The organism is Streptomyces sp. M2CJ-2, assembly GCF_016757295.1.
In the GTDB taxonomy this organism is placed as follows: Bacteria; Actinomycetota; Actinomycetes; order Streptomycetales; family Streptomycetaceae; genus Streptomyces.
Map to the genome: position 1 here is coordinate 1 of NZ_JAESIF010000005.1, position 15,123 is coordinate 15,123.

The following is a 15,123-nucleotide window of genomic DNA, read 5'->3' on the forward strand; positions in this document are numbered from 1 at the left end:
AGCCCGCCCGCCCCGGCGCCGGGTGCGGAACCGTTCGTGCCGCCGGGACCGCCGTGGACACCGGGCCGGGCGCCGCCGCTCGTCACACTCATGCCGCCGACCACGCCGGCCGGACGTCCACCCGGCCGCGCACCACCGGGCGCACCGGCACCGGAGGGGCCGCCCGCGGGCGCCGCGGAACCCGAACCGCTCGGCGCGCCCGCCCCGTTGCCGGAGCCGCCGCCCGTACCGCCCTTGCCCGCGCCGGACTTGCGGGGCGCGAACCAGTCACTGGTCGGCTTCTCCGCCGGGGCCGACTGCTGCGGGGCCGCCTGCCGCGGAACCAGCTGCCCCGAGCCGCCGGACGGCGCACCCGGAGCCGCCACCGCGGGCGGCTCGACGGAACCGGGGCCGATGCCTGTACCGGTGCCCGCGGGCCCGGGTGCACCAGGCGCCGACGCCTGCCCCTCGGCACGGGTGTCGGACTCGTCGCCGCCGTCGCCCGTGCCCTCGCCGTCCGCGACGGGCTTGCGCACGACGACCGGCGGAATGGGCCTCGATCCGGGGATGTTGATCCGGATTCTGGTCGTCAGGGTGGTCTCGGTCTTGCGTTCGTCCGGACGCCGTTCGCCCGACCGCGCGGCCGGACGGCCCGCGGCCGTCGCCTCGTCCGGAACCGCCGGAATCCCGTAGGGCGGAGTGCCCGACGGGTACGCGGCTCCGCCGCGCCCGTTGGGCCCGGTGGACGGAGTGTCAGTTTCACGACTCAAGGCAGGTTCTCCCGGTTGGCTCCGCCGCCCGTCACGACCTCACGGTGGGGTCCCCCCCAACTCGAGCGGAGCCGAGAGTTCGGGGAGGCTCAGCGGCGCGCGCACCACCATACTGGCCGCGTCCGGCCCGTTTCTCGGGACCGCCGGGGAAACCCGCACGGGACCGGCACGCGCGTACCACGGCGAAGTGGTACGTCACTTCCCAAGTCGGACGGTGCGGCCGTCCGGTTGCCGCACCGGCGCGAGGGTGGCACAGATCACAGCGACGACGATGCCGCCGAGCAGGAAGAGATAGGAGCCGGCTCCCGCGGCGAACAGGAAGTCACCCTCCGGGCGGCTGGCGGTGAGCAGGAGGACGACGAGCACCCAGCCACCGGCGGCCGACGCGACCCCGGCCCGGCTGCGGAGGGCGAGGCCCGCGCCGAGACAGAGCCCGGCCTCGCCCGCGAGGGCGAGCAGCAGCCCGCCCGGGAACCAGGCGGGCTGCAGCAGCGCCCCGGCCACACCGACCACGGCACCGAGGAGGAACAGCCCCAGGCAGGCGGCGAGCCGCCCGGCGGAGGGCAGTCGCAGCGGCTGGGCCAGCACCGAGACGGGCCGGCCCTGGTCGCTCCGGTCGCTCCGGTCGCTCCGGTCGCTCCGGTCGCTCCGGTCGCTCCGGTCGCTCCGGTCGCTCCGGTCGCTCACGACGCCTCCCCCGCCAGGACTCCGGTGTCCACTCCCGCGAACAGGTCGTTCTCCCTGCCGACGGAACGTTCTCCGCGCACCAATTCGTAGTACTCGGTGGTGAACAGCGGCTGCGCGAGTTCGTTGGAGAGCACGAAGTACGGCTCGGCCACCGTGATCTGGGTGGCGTGCGCCCGCATCGCGGCGGCCTTGGCGGCGGCGTACGCCGTGCCGTCGACCTCGGCGGTGACGTGCACGTCGGAGACGACACCGGGTACGTCACCGATGCTGCCCGCCTTGTCGAACGGCAGCCCGGCCAGTTCCTCCTCCAGACGCGCGAAGGCCGCCTCGGCGACGGAGCGGGGCACCCGGTTCCAGTACACCTTGGGAACGTCCCACCCGTCCCGCCCGTCCTCCGGGGACGCTGCGGCCAGCTGGACGGCGCGCATGGCGACGCGGTGCGCCTGGATGTGGTCGGGGTGCCCGTAGCCGCCGCGCTCGTCGTACGTGACGAGCACCTGGGGCCGGACCTCGCGGATCACCTCGGCGAGCAGACCGGCGGCCTGGTCGACGTCGGCCTGCCAGAAGCACCCGGGGTCGTCGTTGTCGGGCAGTCCCGTCATCCCGGAGTCGCTGTAGCGCCCGGCGCCGCCGAGCAGCCGGAAGTCGTCGACACCGAGTGCGCGCATCGCCTCGGCCAGCTCACCCATCCGGTGCTGTCCGAGGGCGGCACCGCTCAGGTGGGCCAGCTCGGGCGGAATGACCTCGCCACGCTCACCGAGCGTGCAGGTGACCAGCGTCACGTGCACGCCCTCGGCGGCGTACCGGGCCATGGTGGCGCCGTTGTTGATCGACTCGTCGTCCGGATGAGCGTGTACGAGCATCATCCGCCGAGAGGGCAGTTCCGTCATGGGCCCAGCCTACGAGCCGCCCGACCGCCCCGCGGGCACGGCGCCGTCCCGCCCCCTGCCGAGCGGGAGTACCGTGAAGACGTCGAGAGAGTCGTCGCCGCCGACTCGAGTGTCGTGACCGCTCCCGATCGAGGACAGGGCCGGAGGTGATCGCCTGTGATCATGAGGCGTGTGCCCGGCGAGAGGGCCCGTGCCCAGCGCTGACGAGTCCTCCCGGAGTCCGGTCGGAGCGATCGGAAGGATCACCGTGGGGATTCCTCCGGACGGACCGGGCGAGGTCCTGGTGGCCGTGCGCGGGGGGTCGGAGACCTACGCGGCGTGGTCGCGTACCAACACCCCCCTCGCGAGGAACGCACGGGTCGTCGTCGTCGACTCCCTTTCGGCGCGCTCGGTGATCGTCGAGCCGCTGCCGTCCTGAACGGCCCTGCGAGGGTCTTGGAAAACATGTTGCGTCCCGCTTGCTCGACGGGAGTTCTCCCATGCTGTTCTGGCAGGTCCCCGCGCCCAATGAGGCCATGCTCATATCCGGTACGAAACGGCAGGCGCAGGGCACGCAGTTCCGTATCGTCACAGGTCACGGCAGTTTCGTACTGCCGGTGATGCAGAAGGCCCGCATGCTGTCCCTGGCCCTGCGGGAAGCGGAGATCTCGGAGGACTGCGTCACCCAGCAGGGCATCCAGCTGCGGGTGCGCGCGGTCTGCGTGTTCAAGGTCGGCGACGACGCGGTCTCGATCGCCAACGCGGCCCGCCGCTTCCTCTCCGAACAGGAGCAGATGGAGGAGCTCGTCGGCCGGATCTTCGCCGGACACCTCCGGTCCATCGTCGGTGGACTGACCGTCGAAGAGATCATCCGGGAACGCGACCGGGTCGCCCAGGAAGTGATGGCGGGCAGTCACGGCGAGATGGAGAAACTCGGCATCGTCGTCGACGCGCTCCAGATCCAGGAGATCGAGGACGCCACCGGGTACATCAACAACCTCGCCGCCCCGCACGCCGCCGCGGTCGCCAGCCAGGCGCGCATCGCCCAGGCCAAGGCCGACCAGGAGGCGACCGAACGCGAACAGCAGGCGGCAGCCCTCAAGGCGGAGTACGAGCGGGACACCGCGATCAAGCGGGCCGGGTTCCTCGCCGAGACCGAGCAGTCCAAGGCCCGGGCCGCCCAGGCCGGCCCGCTCGCCGAGGCCACGGCGTCCCACGAGGTCATCGAGGAGCAGACCGCGCTCGCCAAGCGCCGGGCCGAACTGGCGGCCCAGCGCCTCGAAGGAGAGGTCAGGCGCCCGGCGGACGCCGAGGCGTACCGCCAGCGCACCCTGGCCGAAGCCGCCCGGGACAGGGCCAAGTTCGAGGCGGACGGCGACGCCTACGCCGAGCGGACCCTCGCCCAGGCCCAGGCCGACGCGAACACCGCCCGCGCCCGCTCGCTGCGCGACGGCAACCAGGAGCTGATCGCCGCCAACCGTGTGGTGGAGAACCTGCCGGCCCTCGCCGACGCGGCCGCCCGCGGTATGGCGGGCGCCCACCTCACCGTCCTCAACGGCACCGAGGGCGTCAACCAGATGGCCGCGGGCCTGGTGAGCCAGGGCTTGGCCATCCTTGACTCCCTCCAGAACACGAAGGACCCCACCGTCAACCGAAAGAGCAACCTGCGCATCCCCGGCCCCACCCCGTAGCGTCGGCCCTGCGTCCGGACCCGTTCACGGCCTGCGGCCGGAGGGCTTCGCTCACGCACACCGCATCCGTCACCCTCGCATCACTCCTGAGGCGGGCGTGACACTGCGGCAGCGACTCCTAGCAGCCCGCTTCGACGCCGCTGTTCACGAACGAGTGGACATTGATCGAGTAGCCGGCCCCGGTGGTGAGATCGGGGCGGCTTCCGTGGCCGTCCTCCGCGAGGCCCTCGGCGGTGAGGAAGGCGATGTACAGGGACATCTTCTCTTTGACGAAGCACAGGTCGTCGGACGAGGCTTCGGGGTCCGGATTCCATCCGTCCCGTGCCGCTGCCGTCCGGTAGTGGGCGGCCACTTCGCCCTGCGTTCCGGGGAAGGCGTAGGTCCGGTTGGCGTACACCGCGACATCGCCGCTGTCCGCCCAGCAGCCGGCGTCGACCTCCTCGAAGCCCCGGGCGACGGTGGCCTTGCCGGGCCGGGAGTCGAGGATGCCGAGCGCGGCCATCTCCTTCACCCGGCCGTCGGTCCCCCCGCAGTCCCTGGCGAGTTCCTGCAGCGCGCAGCCGGTGAGCGTTCCGGCCGCGAACACGGTCGACAGGAGCAGGGATATCGGGCGAGTGGTACCTGTCCGCAAAGACAAAGCAGGCTCCAGGAGGAAGGCCGGGGCGGAGGGGATCCGCCGGGCAAGGTGGCTGTCCGTGCTGCTCCTGAGCGGCACGGCCCAGTCCTACCAGGAACCGTCATTTTCCTCTGCAGGCATCCCCACGTTCTTCAAGTCACCGCAAGCCGGGCCAAGTCCCTTTCCCGAGGGCGATGTCGAGTGCCCGGCTGCCCGTTCCAGCAGTGCCCGTGTCGGCTCCAGGTGAGTCGGCTTCCCTACCCGTTGCCGTCCTCGTAGCGCGGCAGGCCGTCGGTCGGGATCGTCCAGTCCCCGATGGTGACGTCCTCGCCGTAGACGAAGTCCTTGCGCGTGGCGTAGCGAGGGCCGTCCGGGGTGGGATGGATGTCGGTGAGAACCGCGCCACTGCCGGTGCGGGGGTCGAAGATCGCGTAGACGGGGATGCCGAGCAGCGGGTAGTCGCGCATCTTGCCCACCCAGTCGTTCCGCGGATTGGACCGGGAGACGACTTCGATGGCCGCGATGAGCGTACGGGCGTCGAAGGATCCCTCGATGTCCATGTCCTCTTCAGCGATCACCATGACGTCGGGCCGACGCATGACGCCTTCGGGCTCGTCCTCCACATCGGGCTCGCCCGTATGGGCCACAAGCTCCCCCGGCATGACCTTCTCCAGGCGCTTCCGGAGCCGCAGTGCCGTCAGCTCGTGCCGACCGCTGGGCGACATCATGTCGTGGACGATCCCTTCCTTGGTGATCTCGAATTTGCCCGGCAGCGTGTCGCCCGTGGACTGAACGAAGTCGCGCATGGCCCGGTACGGGTGAGAGGCGCCCTGGTACGTGTCGTCAGGTGCGATGGTCATGGCGCTCGCTCCTCGTCGTCTGTGCCCAGGGGCAAGGATCGTCACGTCCATGCTAGGCGTCCTCCTGAAGGTCGGTTCGGCAGTCGCGGCAGCGGGCTTCGGATTCGGGTCCGCGGAAGCCGCGGTCGCAGCCGTCACAGTTGCGCATCCCGTACCGGATGGGTGAGGGCTCGGCCGGTGCGCGGAAGGGCGGCGGGGCGGGAGCTGGGCGGTGAGGCGGTGGGCGAGGAGGGCGGCGGGGCGGCGTACGCCCTCGGGCGGCAGGTCGGCGGTCAGGGCGCGGCGTACGGCGGTGGGCGTGACATCCCGCTCCAGCCAGGCGGCGACGCCGGGGGCCAGGTGGGCCGTGTCGCAGGCGGAGAGGAGCAGCCGGGGGTCGTGGCGGTGGAGATCCGTGAGGAGGTCGGTGGCGGCCTGGAGGAGCGCGGGGGCGGGGTACGCCGGGCCGGGTACGGCGGGGAGCGGCTTGCGGGGCGTTCGCTTCTCGCGCGCCTTGTGCTGCGTGCGCTCCTCGCACGTCTCCTGCCGTTGCGGTGCCGCTGGTGGGCTGTCGGCGACGGCGCCGGGAGCCTCGGCGTGGTGGCGGGCCGCCTCCGGCTGGTTGCAGGAGGTCGCGCGGGTGACGATCCGGCCGGAGGGGGTGCGTACCCGTTCGCGGCGCAGATGGCCGTGGGCCTCCAGCTCGCGCAGGGCGGCGGCGATACGGGTGACGCCCTCGGGGAACCGGGCGGCGAGGGTCTTGATGTCGGCGGGGGCACCCTTCGGCAGCGACTGGAGGTGCGTGCCGAGCCCGATGGCGAGCAGCGAGAGCTCCTGGTGCTGGGCGAGGTGGTTGCCGATGACCGTGAAGCGGGTGGTGTGGCGGGTGTTGTCGTGCTGGAGCCCGCCGGTGCGGTGGCCCCGGTTCGGGTGCTTGTTGCCCGCGATACGGGCCTGGGCGCGCGGGGGCGCGCTAGGGTTCTGGGTACCCATCGGGAAGTCCTGTCTTCCTCGGTGGTCAGGCCCTCGCACTGGGATTGCAGTCCCGGCGGGGGCCGTCGCATGTCTGGCTGTTGTCCTGCGCTGAGCGTCGGGCCTGGAGGGCCACAAAATCCAGCCGGACCGGGGATGTTCACCCGCCCGAGTGAGTGCGCGTCACGGGCGGGAGGGGTGGGGCTTGGTGGGGTTCTTTCCCCCGACGTTCTTTGTCTTTTCAGCCGTCGACGCCGCCGGAGCCCGCGATGTCGCGTTCCGGTGGCGTCAGGCTCAGTTCGGCCCATACGGTCTTGCGCGGGAACCGCCCCTCGACCACCCCCCAGCGGTCGGCGAGCGCCTCGACGAGCAGCAGGCCCCGGCCCGACTCGGCCCCGCCATCGGGCGCTTGGAGCGCGGGCATCCGGTCGCCACGCGTGTCGGCGACCTCGATGCGGAGCGTGCCGCCGACCACGTAGAGCGTCAGGCGGAAGCTGCGCCCGGGGAGCCGGCCATGGGTGGCCGCGTTGGCCGCCAGTTCCGCCACGACATGGCTCGCCGCCTCCTGCGGAAGTCCCCAGTCCCGGAGCGCGTCCGCCGCGAGCAGACGGGCGAGACGGGCACCGCGCGGGGTGGACGACAGCAGCACGGTGAAGTTACGGATTCCGCTGGCGGGTCGATATCTGGTCTCGGCAATTTCCTGATTCACGTCACTCAGCGTGGCCGACCGGACATACCGTGATGAGTGATCACGGCACTGCGTAGGGTGACCGTCCACGGCTCGTCCGGCCCTGTCCGAACTGTCGACGCGGCTCCCACCCGCACGTCGTGACGGTACTGCGCGGCACAACGGAGGAGCGCGACATGTCGGTGAACGGCGAGGCGGTGCGGGTCACGACCGAGACGGACCAGACGGACGAACCGGGGTGGGAGGTCGACCCGGACGACGACTGGGCACTCGCAGTAGTGGCTACCGTGGGACGGCAGTTGAGGCTCCGCCGGGAGGCGGCGGGCATGCGGGTCGGCGACTTCGCGGTGACGGTCGGTTACGGCGACGACCTCGTCTACAAGATCGAGAGCGGCAAACGCATCCCCCGGCCCGAGTACCTGGACACGGCGGACGAACTGTTCAACGCCGACGGCCTCATCTCGGCGATGAAGGAGGACGTGAAGAAGGTCCGGCACCCGAAGAAGGTGCGGGACTTGGCGCAGATGGAGGCGCGGGCAGTTGAGCTTCAGTTGTACGACCCCTTGAGCATCCATGGGTTGGTGCAGCACCCGGAGTACGCACGCGCCCTTCTGTCCATGCGGCGCCCCGCCTATTCAACGGACGAGGTGGAGCAGTTCATTGCCGCACGCGTGGCACGCAAAGCGATCTTCGAACGGGACCCGGCGCCCGAACTCAGCTTCATCCTGGAAGAGTGGACGCTTCGACGACCACTGGGCGGGAGGGCAGTCCTGCGCGCCCAGCTTGAGCACCTCCTCGAAGCAGGACGGTTGCGTAACGTCGAGCTTCAAGTGATGCCGATGGAACGTGATGAACATGCCGGGGTGGACGGCAGCATCGAGGTGCTCAAGTTCGAGGACGGTTCAGCGATCGGCCGCTCACCAGCAGTGGCCAACGGACGGCCGGTTTACGCCCTGAAGCAGCTCCGCATCCTGGAACTGTGGTATGGCATCATCCGGTCTCAAGCGCTCACACCACGTGAGTCGACGGCCTTCATCGAACAACTGCTGGGGGAAACATGATCCGGAATACCTCAGCCAGGGATGCCTCCAACCTGGTGTGGTTCAAGAGCAGTTACAGCAGCGGCAGTGAGGGCGACTCGTGCGTGGAGATCGCCACCGCGCCCGACACCGTCCACGTCCGTGACTCCAAGGACGTGGACGGCGGCCGACTGGCCTTCTCCCCCGCCGCGTGGGCCGACTTCGTGCCGTACGCGGTCGAGGGCTAGGAGCCGTCCGGCGCGAAAGCCGACGGCGGTGAGCACGGCGCCTGAAACGATCTGCGTTTCTACTGCGTTCTCGGGGTGAGCCGCTTTTCGAACCAGTGGTGGGCGTAAGGCTCGTCGTTGAAGGCGGGGACCTCGGCGTACCCGCTGCTGCGGTAGAGGCGAGTGGCCGCTTCCAGGGCTTTGTTGGTGTCGAGCCGCACCAGATCGCTGCCGTGCCGGGTGGCGCGTTCCTCGAGTTCGGACAGGAGACGCCGGGCCAGGCCGAGCCCTCGGGCGCGGGGGCAGACCCACAGCCGCTTGATCTCGGCAGGTGCTCCGGTCGGCAGCTTGAGCCCGGCGCAGCCCACCGGCTCGCCGTGCAGCCGGGCGACGAGGAACAGACCGCGTGGCGCGCGCAGTTCGCCCGGGTCGGGCAGCAGGCTGTGTGCGGGGTCGAAGCCGCCCTCGAAGAGTTCCTGCAGTTCGGCGGCGTAGGACCGCAGGCAGTGCACGGCGTCCGGGTGGTCGGGGTCGAGCACGTCCAAGGAGACCAACGAGGCGGTCAGCAGTCGCTCGACCTCGGCCATGGCCGTGGTCAGCCGGTCTCGCTGCCGGACATCGAGCGGGTCGAGGAGCGATGCGGCGAGTGCGTCGCTGCGGTCGTCGATACGAGCGCGCTCCTGCAGCCCGGCCTCGGTCAGCCGCACGGTGCGTACCCGCCGGTCGCGGGGGTGGGGCTCGACGGCGACGAGGCCGTCGCGCTCGAGCGCCCGCAGCAGTCGGCTCACGTAGCCGGAGTCGAGGCCGAGCCGGGCCCGTACGCTGCGGACGTCGTGCGTGCCCCCGTCGCCGATCTCCCAGAGCAGCCGAGCCTGCCCGTAGGGGCGCGCACCGCCCAGATAGTGGTCGTGCAGCACTCCCACACGCTCGGCAACCGTCCGGTTGAAGCGCCGTACCTGCTCCACCTGCTCGATCACTTGCTCCGTGGCCATTGTCTGACCTTAGTCAGACAATGGCCACCGAGTAAACCGGACGAGGTGGCCGTGTCGCCCTTCAGGAAGCGTGGGTGCGGTGGGCGGCGGTCGGGTATGGAGAATGAGCGGCATGGCCATGGTGAAGGGCGTCGAGGCCCGCGGCACGCAGCACTGCGAGACGACGGCGCTGGGCGTGCTGCTGCGGCATGAGGGGATCGACCTGTCCGAGCCCATGCTGTTCGGGCTCGGCTCCGGGCTGTCCTTCGTCTACTGGGACAGCAAGGCCATGGGTTTTCCCTTCCTGGGAGGCCGGGTCAAGCCGTTCGAGCTCACCAGGAACCTGGCCTCCGCCCTCGGGCTCGAGCTGCTGGTCGAGGAGACCACCTCCCCGCGCAAGGCATGGCGGAACGTGGCGGCACCCCTCGACGCCGGTCGGCCGGTCGGCCTGCAACTCGACAGCTACCACCTGGACTACTTCAGTACCAAGGTGCACTTCGGCGGGCACGTCGTGGCCATGTACGGCTACGACGGACAGGACGCCCACCTGGTGGACACCGACCAGCAGGGCGGAGCCGTCTCCACCGGCCTCGCCGGCCTGGCCAGAGCCAGGGCCGCGCGCGGCCCCATGACCGCCAGGCACCGCTCCTTCACCCTCACAGCGCCCGGCGGCCCGACGCCACCGCGGGACCGGATCATTCCCGCGATCAAGACCTGCGCCGACGCCTTCCTGAACCCGCCCATCGCGAACCTGGGCCACCGGGGCATCGAGAAGGCCGCCGGGCAAGTGCCGAAGTGGCTGCGACGCAGCGACGATCCGCGGGACGACCTGTCACGGACCGCCGTCCTCATGGAGAGGGCCGGCACCGGCGGCGCCCTGTTCCGCAATCTCTACCGGGACTTCCTCGCCGAGTGCGCCCAGCTGATCGACAGCAGCCACCTGCGCACCGGCCACGCCCTGTATGCCGAGGCCGCCACCCTCTGGACGCAGGTGGCCGCACTCGTCGCGGCAGCAGGCGAATCCGGCGACGCGAAGAACCTCGTGCAGGCCGGCTGCCTCCTCCACGAGCTCTCGCGCATCGAACGCGAGGCGATGCAGGCACTCAGCCTGCTCCAGGCCCTGCCCGGCAGGTCACGCGCGAAGCCGGAATCGGATCGAGGCGACGGTGAGAGCCGTGGCGCGCTTCGTGCCGCAGTTCCGGCCCGTGCGACGGGCCGGAACATGTGCGCACCGCTCCGTAAGAGCCAATCCCCCGACAGAGACGCGGACTCGGGCCCGCGCCCCCGGTCGGCCGGCTCAGAAGCTGATGCTGCCGATCATCCCCGCGATGTTGGTCGTCAACTCACTGATCGTGGGCGCGATCGTCGACGACGCCATGTAGAAGCCGAGGAGCATGCAGACCACCGCATGCCCGGTCTTGAGGCCCGACTTCTTGATCAGCAGGAAGACGATGATCGCCAGCAGCACCACCACCGAAATCGAGAGTGCCACGGCGGCTCACCTCCAAGGACCCCAGGTCGCGGGGGGTAGGGATATGGGGGCAGATACATCCACACAGCAGCCAGCAGGTTCATACCCACTATGCGCTAACGATCATAACTATCCGTACGTGCGCATCGGTCGGCGCACGGCCGCACAAGGGGGCGCATGGCCAATATGGTCATGGCATGACGACCGATGCTGACTCCTTCCCCCGACGGCACGCCCGCACCCAGCGCTTCACGCTCGGCGCGCCGCGTGCGTTCACCGTGGCACCCGACGGTTCCCGGGTGGTTTTCCTGCGCTCGGGTTCCGGTACGGACCGGGCGAATTCGCTGTGGGTCCTCGACCCGAAGAGCGGCGGGGAGCGCGTGGCGGCCGACCCGCGAGCCCTCCTGGGCGGCGCCTCGGAGCGCCTGTCGGCCGAGGAGCGGGCCCGGCGCGAGCGCAGCCGTGAGGGGGGCGCCGGCATCGTCGGCTACGCCACCGACGCGGCCGTGGAGTTGGCCTCTTTCGCCTTGTCAGGGCGGCTTTTCACGGCCGAGCTGCAGGCCGGGACGGCACGCGAACTGCCCACTCCCACACCGGTGATCGACCCCCGCCCGTCGCCCGACGGACGCCACGTCGCCTATGTCGCGCAGGGTGCGCTGCGGGTCGTCGGGGCGGAGGGGGAGGACGACCGGGCGCTGGCGACTCCCGAGGCGGACAACGTCACCTACGGTCTGGCGGAGTTCATCGCGGCCGAGGAGATGCACCGTCTGCGGGGCTTCTGGTGGGCGCCCGGGTCGGACCGGCTGCTGGTGGCGCGCGCGGACGACACGCCGGTGGAGCGGTGGTGGATCTCCGATCCGGCGCATCCGGAGCGGGAGCCGCAGCGGGTGGCGTACCCGGCGGCGGGCACCGCGAACGCGGAGGTGCGGCTGTTCGTGATCGGGTTGGACGGGGTGCGTTCGGAGGTCTCCTGGGACCGGGCGCGGTATCCGTATCTGGCGCATGTGCACTGGTCAGCGGCGGGGGCGCCGCTGCTGCTCGTACAGGCGCGCGACCAGCGCGGTCAGCTGATCCTGGCGGTGGACCCGGATTCCGGGGCGACCCGGATGGTGCACGCCGATGAAGATCCAGATTGGCTTGATCTTTTCCCCGGGGTGCCGTGCTGGAGCCCGTCCGGGCAGCTGGTGCGGATCACGGACGAGGGGGGCGCACGACGACTCGCCGTGGGCGAACGACCGCTCACCGGAGGGCAGTTGCACATCCGGGCTGTCCTGGACGTCTCCGACGACGATGTGCTGGTCTCGGCGTCGGCGGGCGAGGAGGCGGCCGATCCGGAGATCGGCGAGGTGCACGTCTACCGGGTGAACGAGCTCGGCGTGGAGCGCGTCTCGCAGGAGCCCGGCGTGCATTCCGCCGTACGCTCCGGGGGCGTCACCGTGCTCGTCTCCGCGACACCGGATCGGCCAGGTTCCCGGGCGGTGGTCCTGCGTGACGGGAAACAGACGGCGACTGTCCCCTCGTACGCCGAAGACCCCGGTATGTCCCCACGGGTGACCCTCACCCAAGGGGGCGCACGCCAAATCCCGTGCGCCGTGCTTATGCCCCGGGACTACTCCGGTGACGCCCCGCTCCCCGTCCTCATGGACCCCTACGGCGGCCCGCACGGCCAACGCGTGGTGGCCGCGCACAACCCCCATCTGACCTCGCAGTGGTTCGCCGACCAGGGCTTCGCGGTGGTCGTCGCCGACGGCCGCGGCACCCCCGGCCGCTCCCCGGCCTGGGAAAAGGCGGTCCACCACGACTTCACGCTCACCCTGGACGACCAGATCGAGGCGCTCCAGGACCTCGCCGCGTCCCATCCCCTCGACCTCTCCCGGGTGGCCGTCCGCGGCTGGTCCTACGGCGGTTACCTCGCGGCGCTGGCGGTGCTCCGGCGTCCTGACGTCTTCCACGCCGGCATCGCGGGCGCCCCGGTGACGGACTGGACGCTGTACGACACCCACTACACGGAGCGGTACCTGGGCGACCCGGCCGCACGCCCGGAGACGTACACGAACAGCTCGCTGGTCACCGCCGAGGGCCTCTCCTCCCCCGCCGACCGGCACCGCCCGCTGATGATCGTGCACGGCCTGGCCGACGACAACGTGGTCGTCGCCCACTCCCTGCGCCTGTCCTCCGCCCTCCTCGCCACCGGCCGCCCCCACGAGGTCCTTCCCCTGTCGGGCGTCACCCACATCACCCCCCAGGAACAGGTCGCGGAGAACCTGCTCCTGCTCCAGGTGGACTTCCTCAAACGCTCGCTGGGCCTCACGGACTGACCACCGAAGGAACCGACCGCGGCCCCTGCGCCGGGCAGGCACACGTCACTTCTCCGCCTGCCCGGCGGCGGGCCGAAGCCGCCACGTCATCACCGCGCGCCCCGCCAGGGCCACCAGGACAGTGAGCGCTGCCATCCGTACGAGGGTCCATGTCGCACCGACCACGGGCCCTTGCAGCGGCGATTCGACGCGGAGCCGCTCCGACATCTCGACGACAGTCAGCAGGGGAACCAGCATCCGGAAGGGCAGACCGCGCGGTCCGGGATTCCGGGCCAGGTTCCCGGCCAGCCCCAGCACGGGCCCCGTGACACAGGCGACCACGCACCAGAGCAGCGTCTTCGAGGCGAACGCACTCCAGAGGACATAGGGCGTCACCCCGGTGGGGTCGTCCAAGTCCACTGTCAGGTACGTCCCTTGCCCCAGCTTCGTCAGGTAGTACGCGATCACCGCGGTGACCAGGGAAGCGGTGGCCAGGAAGACCGACTCGGCCCTGGACTTCCGGGCGAGGCCGACGCAGAACGCCAGTGCGGCCCAGGACCATCCGGCGGACAGGACCAGATGAGCGGCGTGGCCGACCGGGTGGGTGGCGTCGATCAGAAGGGGCCCGAGCACCCCGACCACCGCACCGACGGTCAGCGCGGCCGAGAACACCAGGATGCGGGTACGGGGGCGGGAGCCCGTGAGCGAAGCCGACACGACGTCCGGAGGGTCCTTTCACTGACCGGGGCAGGCGCACGGAGCCCCTGCCCACCCGGAGCCTACGGACGGCCGCCGTCGGGGGACACCGGCCGAAAGATTTACAGACAAGCGCGCCTCACCGCGGCCGGCGCTCCGATGTCGCCGACGGCTGACGGTCTGACCGCTCGCGGGCCGCTCAACACCGGCCACTAGGGTATGGAGACCAACAGGAGGAGAGACGGGGCGAGATGAAGGTGTTGCGGCGGGCCGCCCTGTTCGTGGTGGTGCCCTTGGCGGTCGCCCTCGTCGCGGGCTATGCCTGGTACCGGACGAGCGAGACCGGCCAGCGCTGGCGCTACGAGGACAGGCTGACGTCGTACTGCGCCGGCCTGATTCCGCTCGAGGAGTCCGCCGTCTTCACCGGGTACAACACGGAAGTGGGTCTTCCGCTCGACCGGCAGCGCAACTCGGGTGACGACGCCTTCCACTTCTGCAAGGTCGCCGACATGGAGGTGTCCGTCGGCCAGGTTCCCGCCGAGGCCGGCGAGGCACTCATGCGAGGGGACAGCATTCTCGGCGAACTGGCCCCGAGTTCACCGGACTTCCTACCCATGGCCCTCGGCGGCGGCTGGTACGGCTACACGGACCTGCAGAGCACCGGCATCGTGCTGGCGTGCACCGACAGGCCCGGGTACGTCGTGGTCGACGTCGAGAGCGACGCGTCGCACACCAACCGGCAGGAGGCTCGCGACGTGGCGGAACTGGCCGCCGGCATCGGCCGGAAAGCGGCTGACCACTGGTCGTGCACGGCCGAGCCGGGAGGCCCTGTCCCGCCCCTGTCGGAATCGGCGGGGGAGTCATTTCCCAAGCCTCAGAGCGCCACCGGAACGTGCCAAGGCCTGTCGATCCCCTATGACGACCTCCAGATCCACTGGATCAAGGAGAGCCGGGCCTCCGCGGCCACGCCGGTGGAGCGGTGCGTGCTGGGGGAGACCAGGGCACGCGACGAGGAACTCTATTGGCTGTCTGCCTACTACGGGCCGTACGCACAGGCCAGGCGCGCGGCGACCTACGAATCGAGCCTGCGGGACGAGCCCGCGGGTGTCGCCCCGGGCCGGGCGTGGGCCACGGCCTCCTGCCCTGGCGCTCCGAAGGCGCTCTTCACCATCACCGCGACGGAATACGCGAACGGGGCGGACACGCGCTTCCTCGTCGACACCTTGAGCGCGTTCGCCGAACGCTCGGCGAAACGGCACGGCTGCACGGACCTTCGGTTGCCCTCCGGCCGGTGAGACCCCCTGCCGTACTCCAGCACCGGGCCGGGCACG

At 70.8% G+C, this 15,123-nt stretch carries 14 protein-coding genes and 3 pseudogenes; 7 read left to right on the top strand and 10 right to left on the bottom strand.

Going from position 1 to position 15,123, the window contains the following annotated elements; genetic code table 11:
- The 3 genes and pseudogenes from JL475_RS06685 to mshB form a co-directional block, all read right to left on the bottom strand.
- A pseudogene (locus tag JL475_RS06685) lies at positions 1-749 on the bottom strand (hypothetical protein); the annotation flags it as partial.
- A 195-nt stretch (positions 750-944) separates the two neighbouring features.
- On the bottom strand, positions 945-1,337 hold the full coding sequence (locus JL475_RS06690) for a DUF6113 family protein (RefSeq protein WP_202276662.1): 393 nt from the start codon (positions 1,335-1,337) through the stop codon (positions 945-947).
- Between the two features lie 95 nt (positions 1,338-1,432).
- On the bottom strand, positions 1,433-2,326 hold the full coding sequence (gene mshB / locus JL475_RS06695) for an N-acetyl-1-D-myo-inositol-2-amino-2-deoxy-alpha-D-glucopyranoside deacetylase (protein ID WP_202276379.1): 894 nt from the start codon (positions 2,324-2,326) through the stop codon (positions 1,433-1,435).
- A gap of 247 nt (positions 2,327-2,573) precedes the next feature.
- Between mshB and JL475_RS06700 the strand changes: the two genes are divergently transcribed.
- Entirely contained in the window at positions 2,574-2,744 is a 171-nt protein-coding gene (locus tag JL475_RS06700) for a hypothetical protein (protein WP_202276381.1), read from the top strand.
- Positions 2,745-2,805: 61 nt separating this feature from the next.
- A complete protein-coding gene (locus tag JL475_RS06705; RefSeq protein ID WP_202276383.1) occupies positions 2,806-3,996 on the top strand; it encodes a flotillin family protein in 1,191 nt (396 codons plus the stop codon).
- A gap of 118 nt (positions 3,997-4,114) precedes the next feature.
- On the opposite strand, the gene JL475_RS06710 is transcribed toward JL475_RS06705, so the two are convergent.
- From JL475_RS06710 to JL475_RS06725, 4 genes and pseudogenes are all read right to left on the bottom strand, one after another.
- Complete coding sequence (locus JL475_RS06710) at positions 4,115-4,582, bottom strand: hypothetical protein (protein WP_307824985.1); 468 nt, start codon at positions 4,580-4,582, stop codon at positions 4,115-4,117.
- Between the two features lie 287 nt (positions 4,583-4,869).
- On the bottom strand, positions 4,870-5,472 hold the full coding sequence (locus JL475_RS06715; RefSeq protein WP_202276387.1) for a Uma2 family endonuclease: 603 nt from the start codon (positions 5,470-5,472) through the stop codon (positions 4,870-4,872).
- A 52-nt stretch (positions 5,473-5,524) separates the two neighbouring features.
- Positions 5,525-6,444: pseudogene (locus JL475_RS06720) on the bottom strand (helix-turn-helix domain-containing protein).
- Positions 6,445-6,664: 220 nt separating this feature from the next.
- Positions 6,665-7,141, bottom strand: a complete 477-nt coding sequence (locus tag JL475_RS06725) for an ATP-binding protein (RefSeq protein WP_202276663.1) — start codon at positions 7,139-7,141, stop codon at positions 6,665-6,667.
- A 146-nt stretch (positions 7,142-7,287) separates the two neighbouring features.
- On the opposite strand from JL475_RS06725, the gene JL475_RS06730 reads away from it, so the two are divergent.
- Positions 7,288-8,172 (top strand): helix-turn-helix transcriptional regulator, encoded by an 885-nt coding sequence (locus JL475_RS06730; protein ID WP_202276664.1) that lies wholly within the window; start codon positions 7,288-7,290, stop codon positions 8,170-8,172.
- On the top strand, positions 8,169-8,378 hold the full coding sequence (locus JL475_RS06735; RefSeq protein ID WP_202276389.1) for a DUF397 domain-containing protein: 210 nt from the start codon (positions 8,169-8,171) through the stop codon (positions 8,376-8,378). Before JL475_RS06730 ends, JL475_RS06735 begins: the two co-directional genes overlap by 4 nt.
- 59 nt (positions 8,379-8,437) lie before the next feature.
- Here the strand turns inward: JL475_RS06735 and JL475_RS06740 are convergent, their stop codons facing one another.
- Entirely contained in the window at positions 8,438-9,349 is a 912-nt protein-coding gene (locus JL475_RS06740) for a helix-turn-helix domain-containing GNAT family N-acetyltransferase (protein ID WP_202276391.1), read from the bottom strand.
- 112 nt (positions 9,350-9,461) lie between these two features.
- Between JL475_RS06740 and JL475_RS06745 the strand changes: the two are divergent.
- Positions 9,462-10,442 (top strand): annotated as a pseudogene (locus tag JL475_RS06745) (BtrH N-terminal domain-containing protein); the annotation flags it as partial.
- A 183-nt stretch (positions 10,443-10,625) separates the two neighbouring features.
- Here the strand turns inward: JL475_RS06745 and JL475_RS41435 are convergent.
- On the bottom strand, positions 10,626-10,820 hold the full coding sequence (locus tag JL475_RS41435) for a hypothetical protein (RefSeq protein ID WP_202276665.1): 195 nt from the start codon (positions 10,818-10,820) through the stop codon (positions 10,626-10,628).
- A gap of 176 nt (positions 10,821-10,996) precedes the next feature.
- Here JL475_RS41435 and JL475_RS06755 point away from each other — a divergent pair, with 176 nt between their 5' ends.
- Positions 10,997-13,117 (top strand): S9 family peptidase, encoded by a 2,121-nt coding sequence (locus tag JL475_RS06755; protein WP_202276393.1) that lies wholly within the window; start codon positions 10,997-10,999, stop codon positions 13,115-13,117.
- 45 nt (positions 13,118-13,162) lie between these two features.
- On the opposite strand, the gene JL475_RS06760 is transcribed toward JL475_RS06755, so the two are convergent.
- Positions 13,163-13,813, bottom strand: coding sequence for a DUF6518 family protein (locus JL475_RS06760; RefSeq protein WP_307824986.1), 651 nt, complete (start codon positions 13,811-13,813; stop codon positions 13,163-13,165).
- 230 nt (positions 13,814-14,043) lie between these two features.
- Between JL475_RS06760 and JL475_RS06765 the strand changes: the two genes are divergently transcribed.
- Entirely contained in the window at positions 14,044-15,087 is a 1,044-nt protein-coding gene (locus JL475_RS06765; protein WP_202276395.1) for a hypothetical protein, read from the top strand.
- Positions 15,088-15,123: the final 36 nt, after the last annotated feature.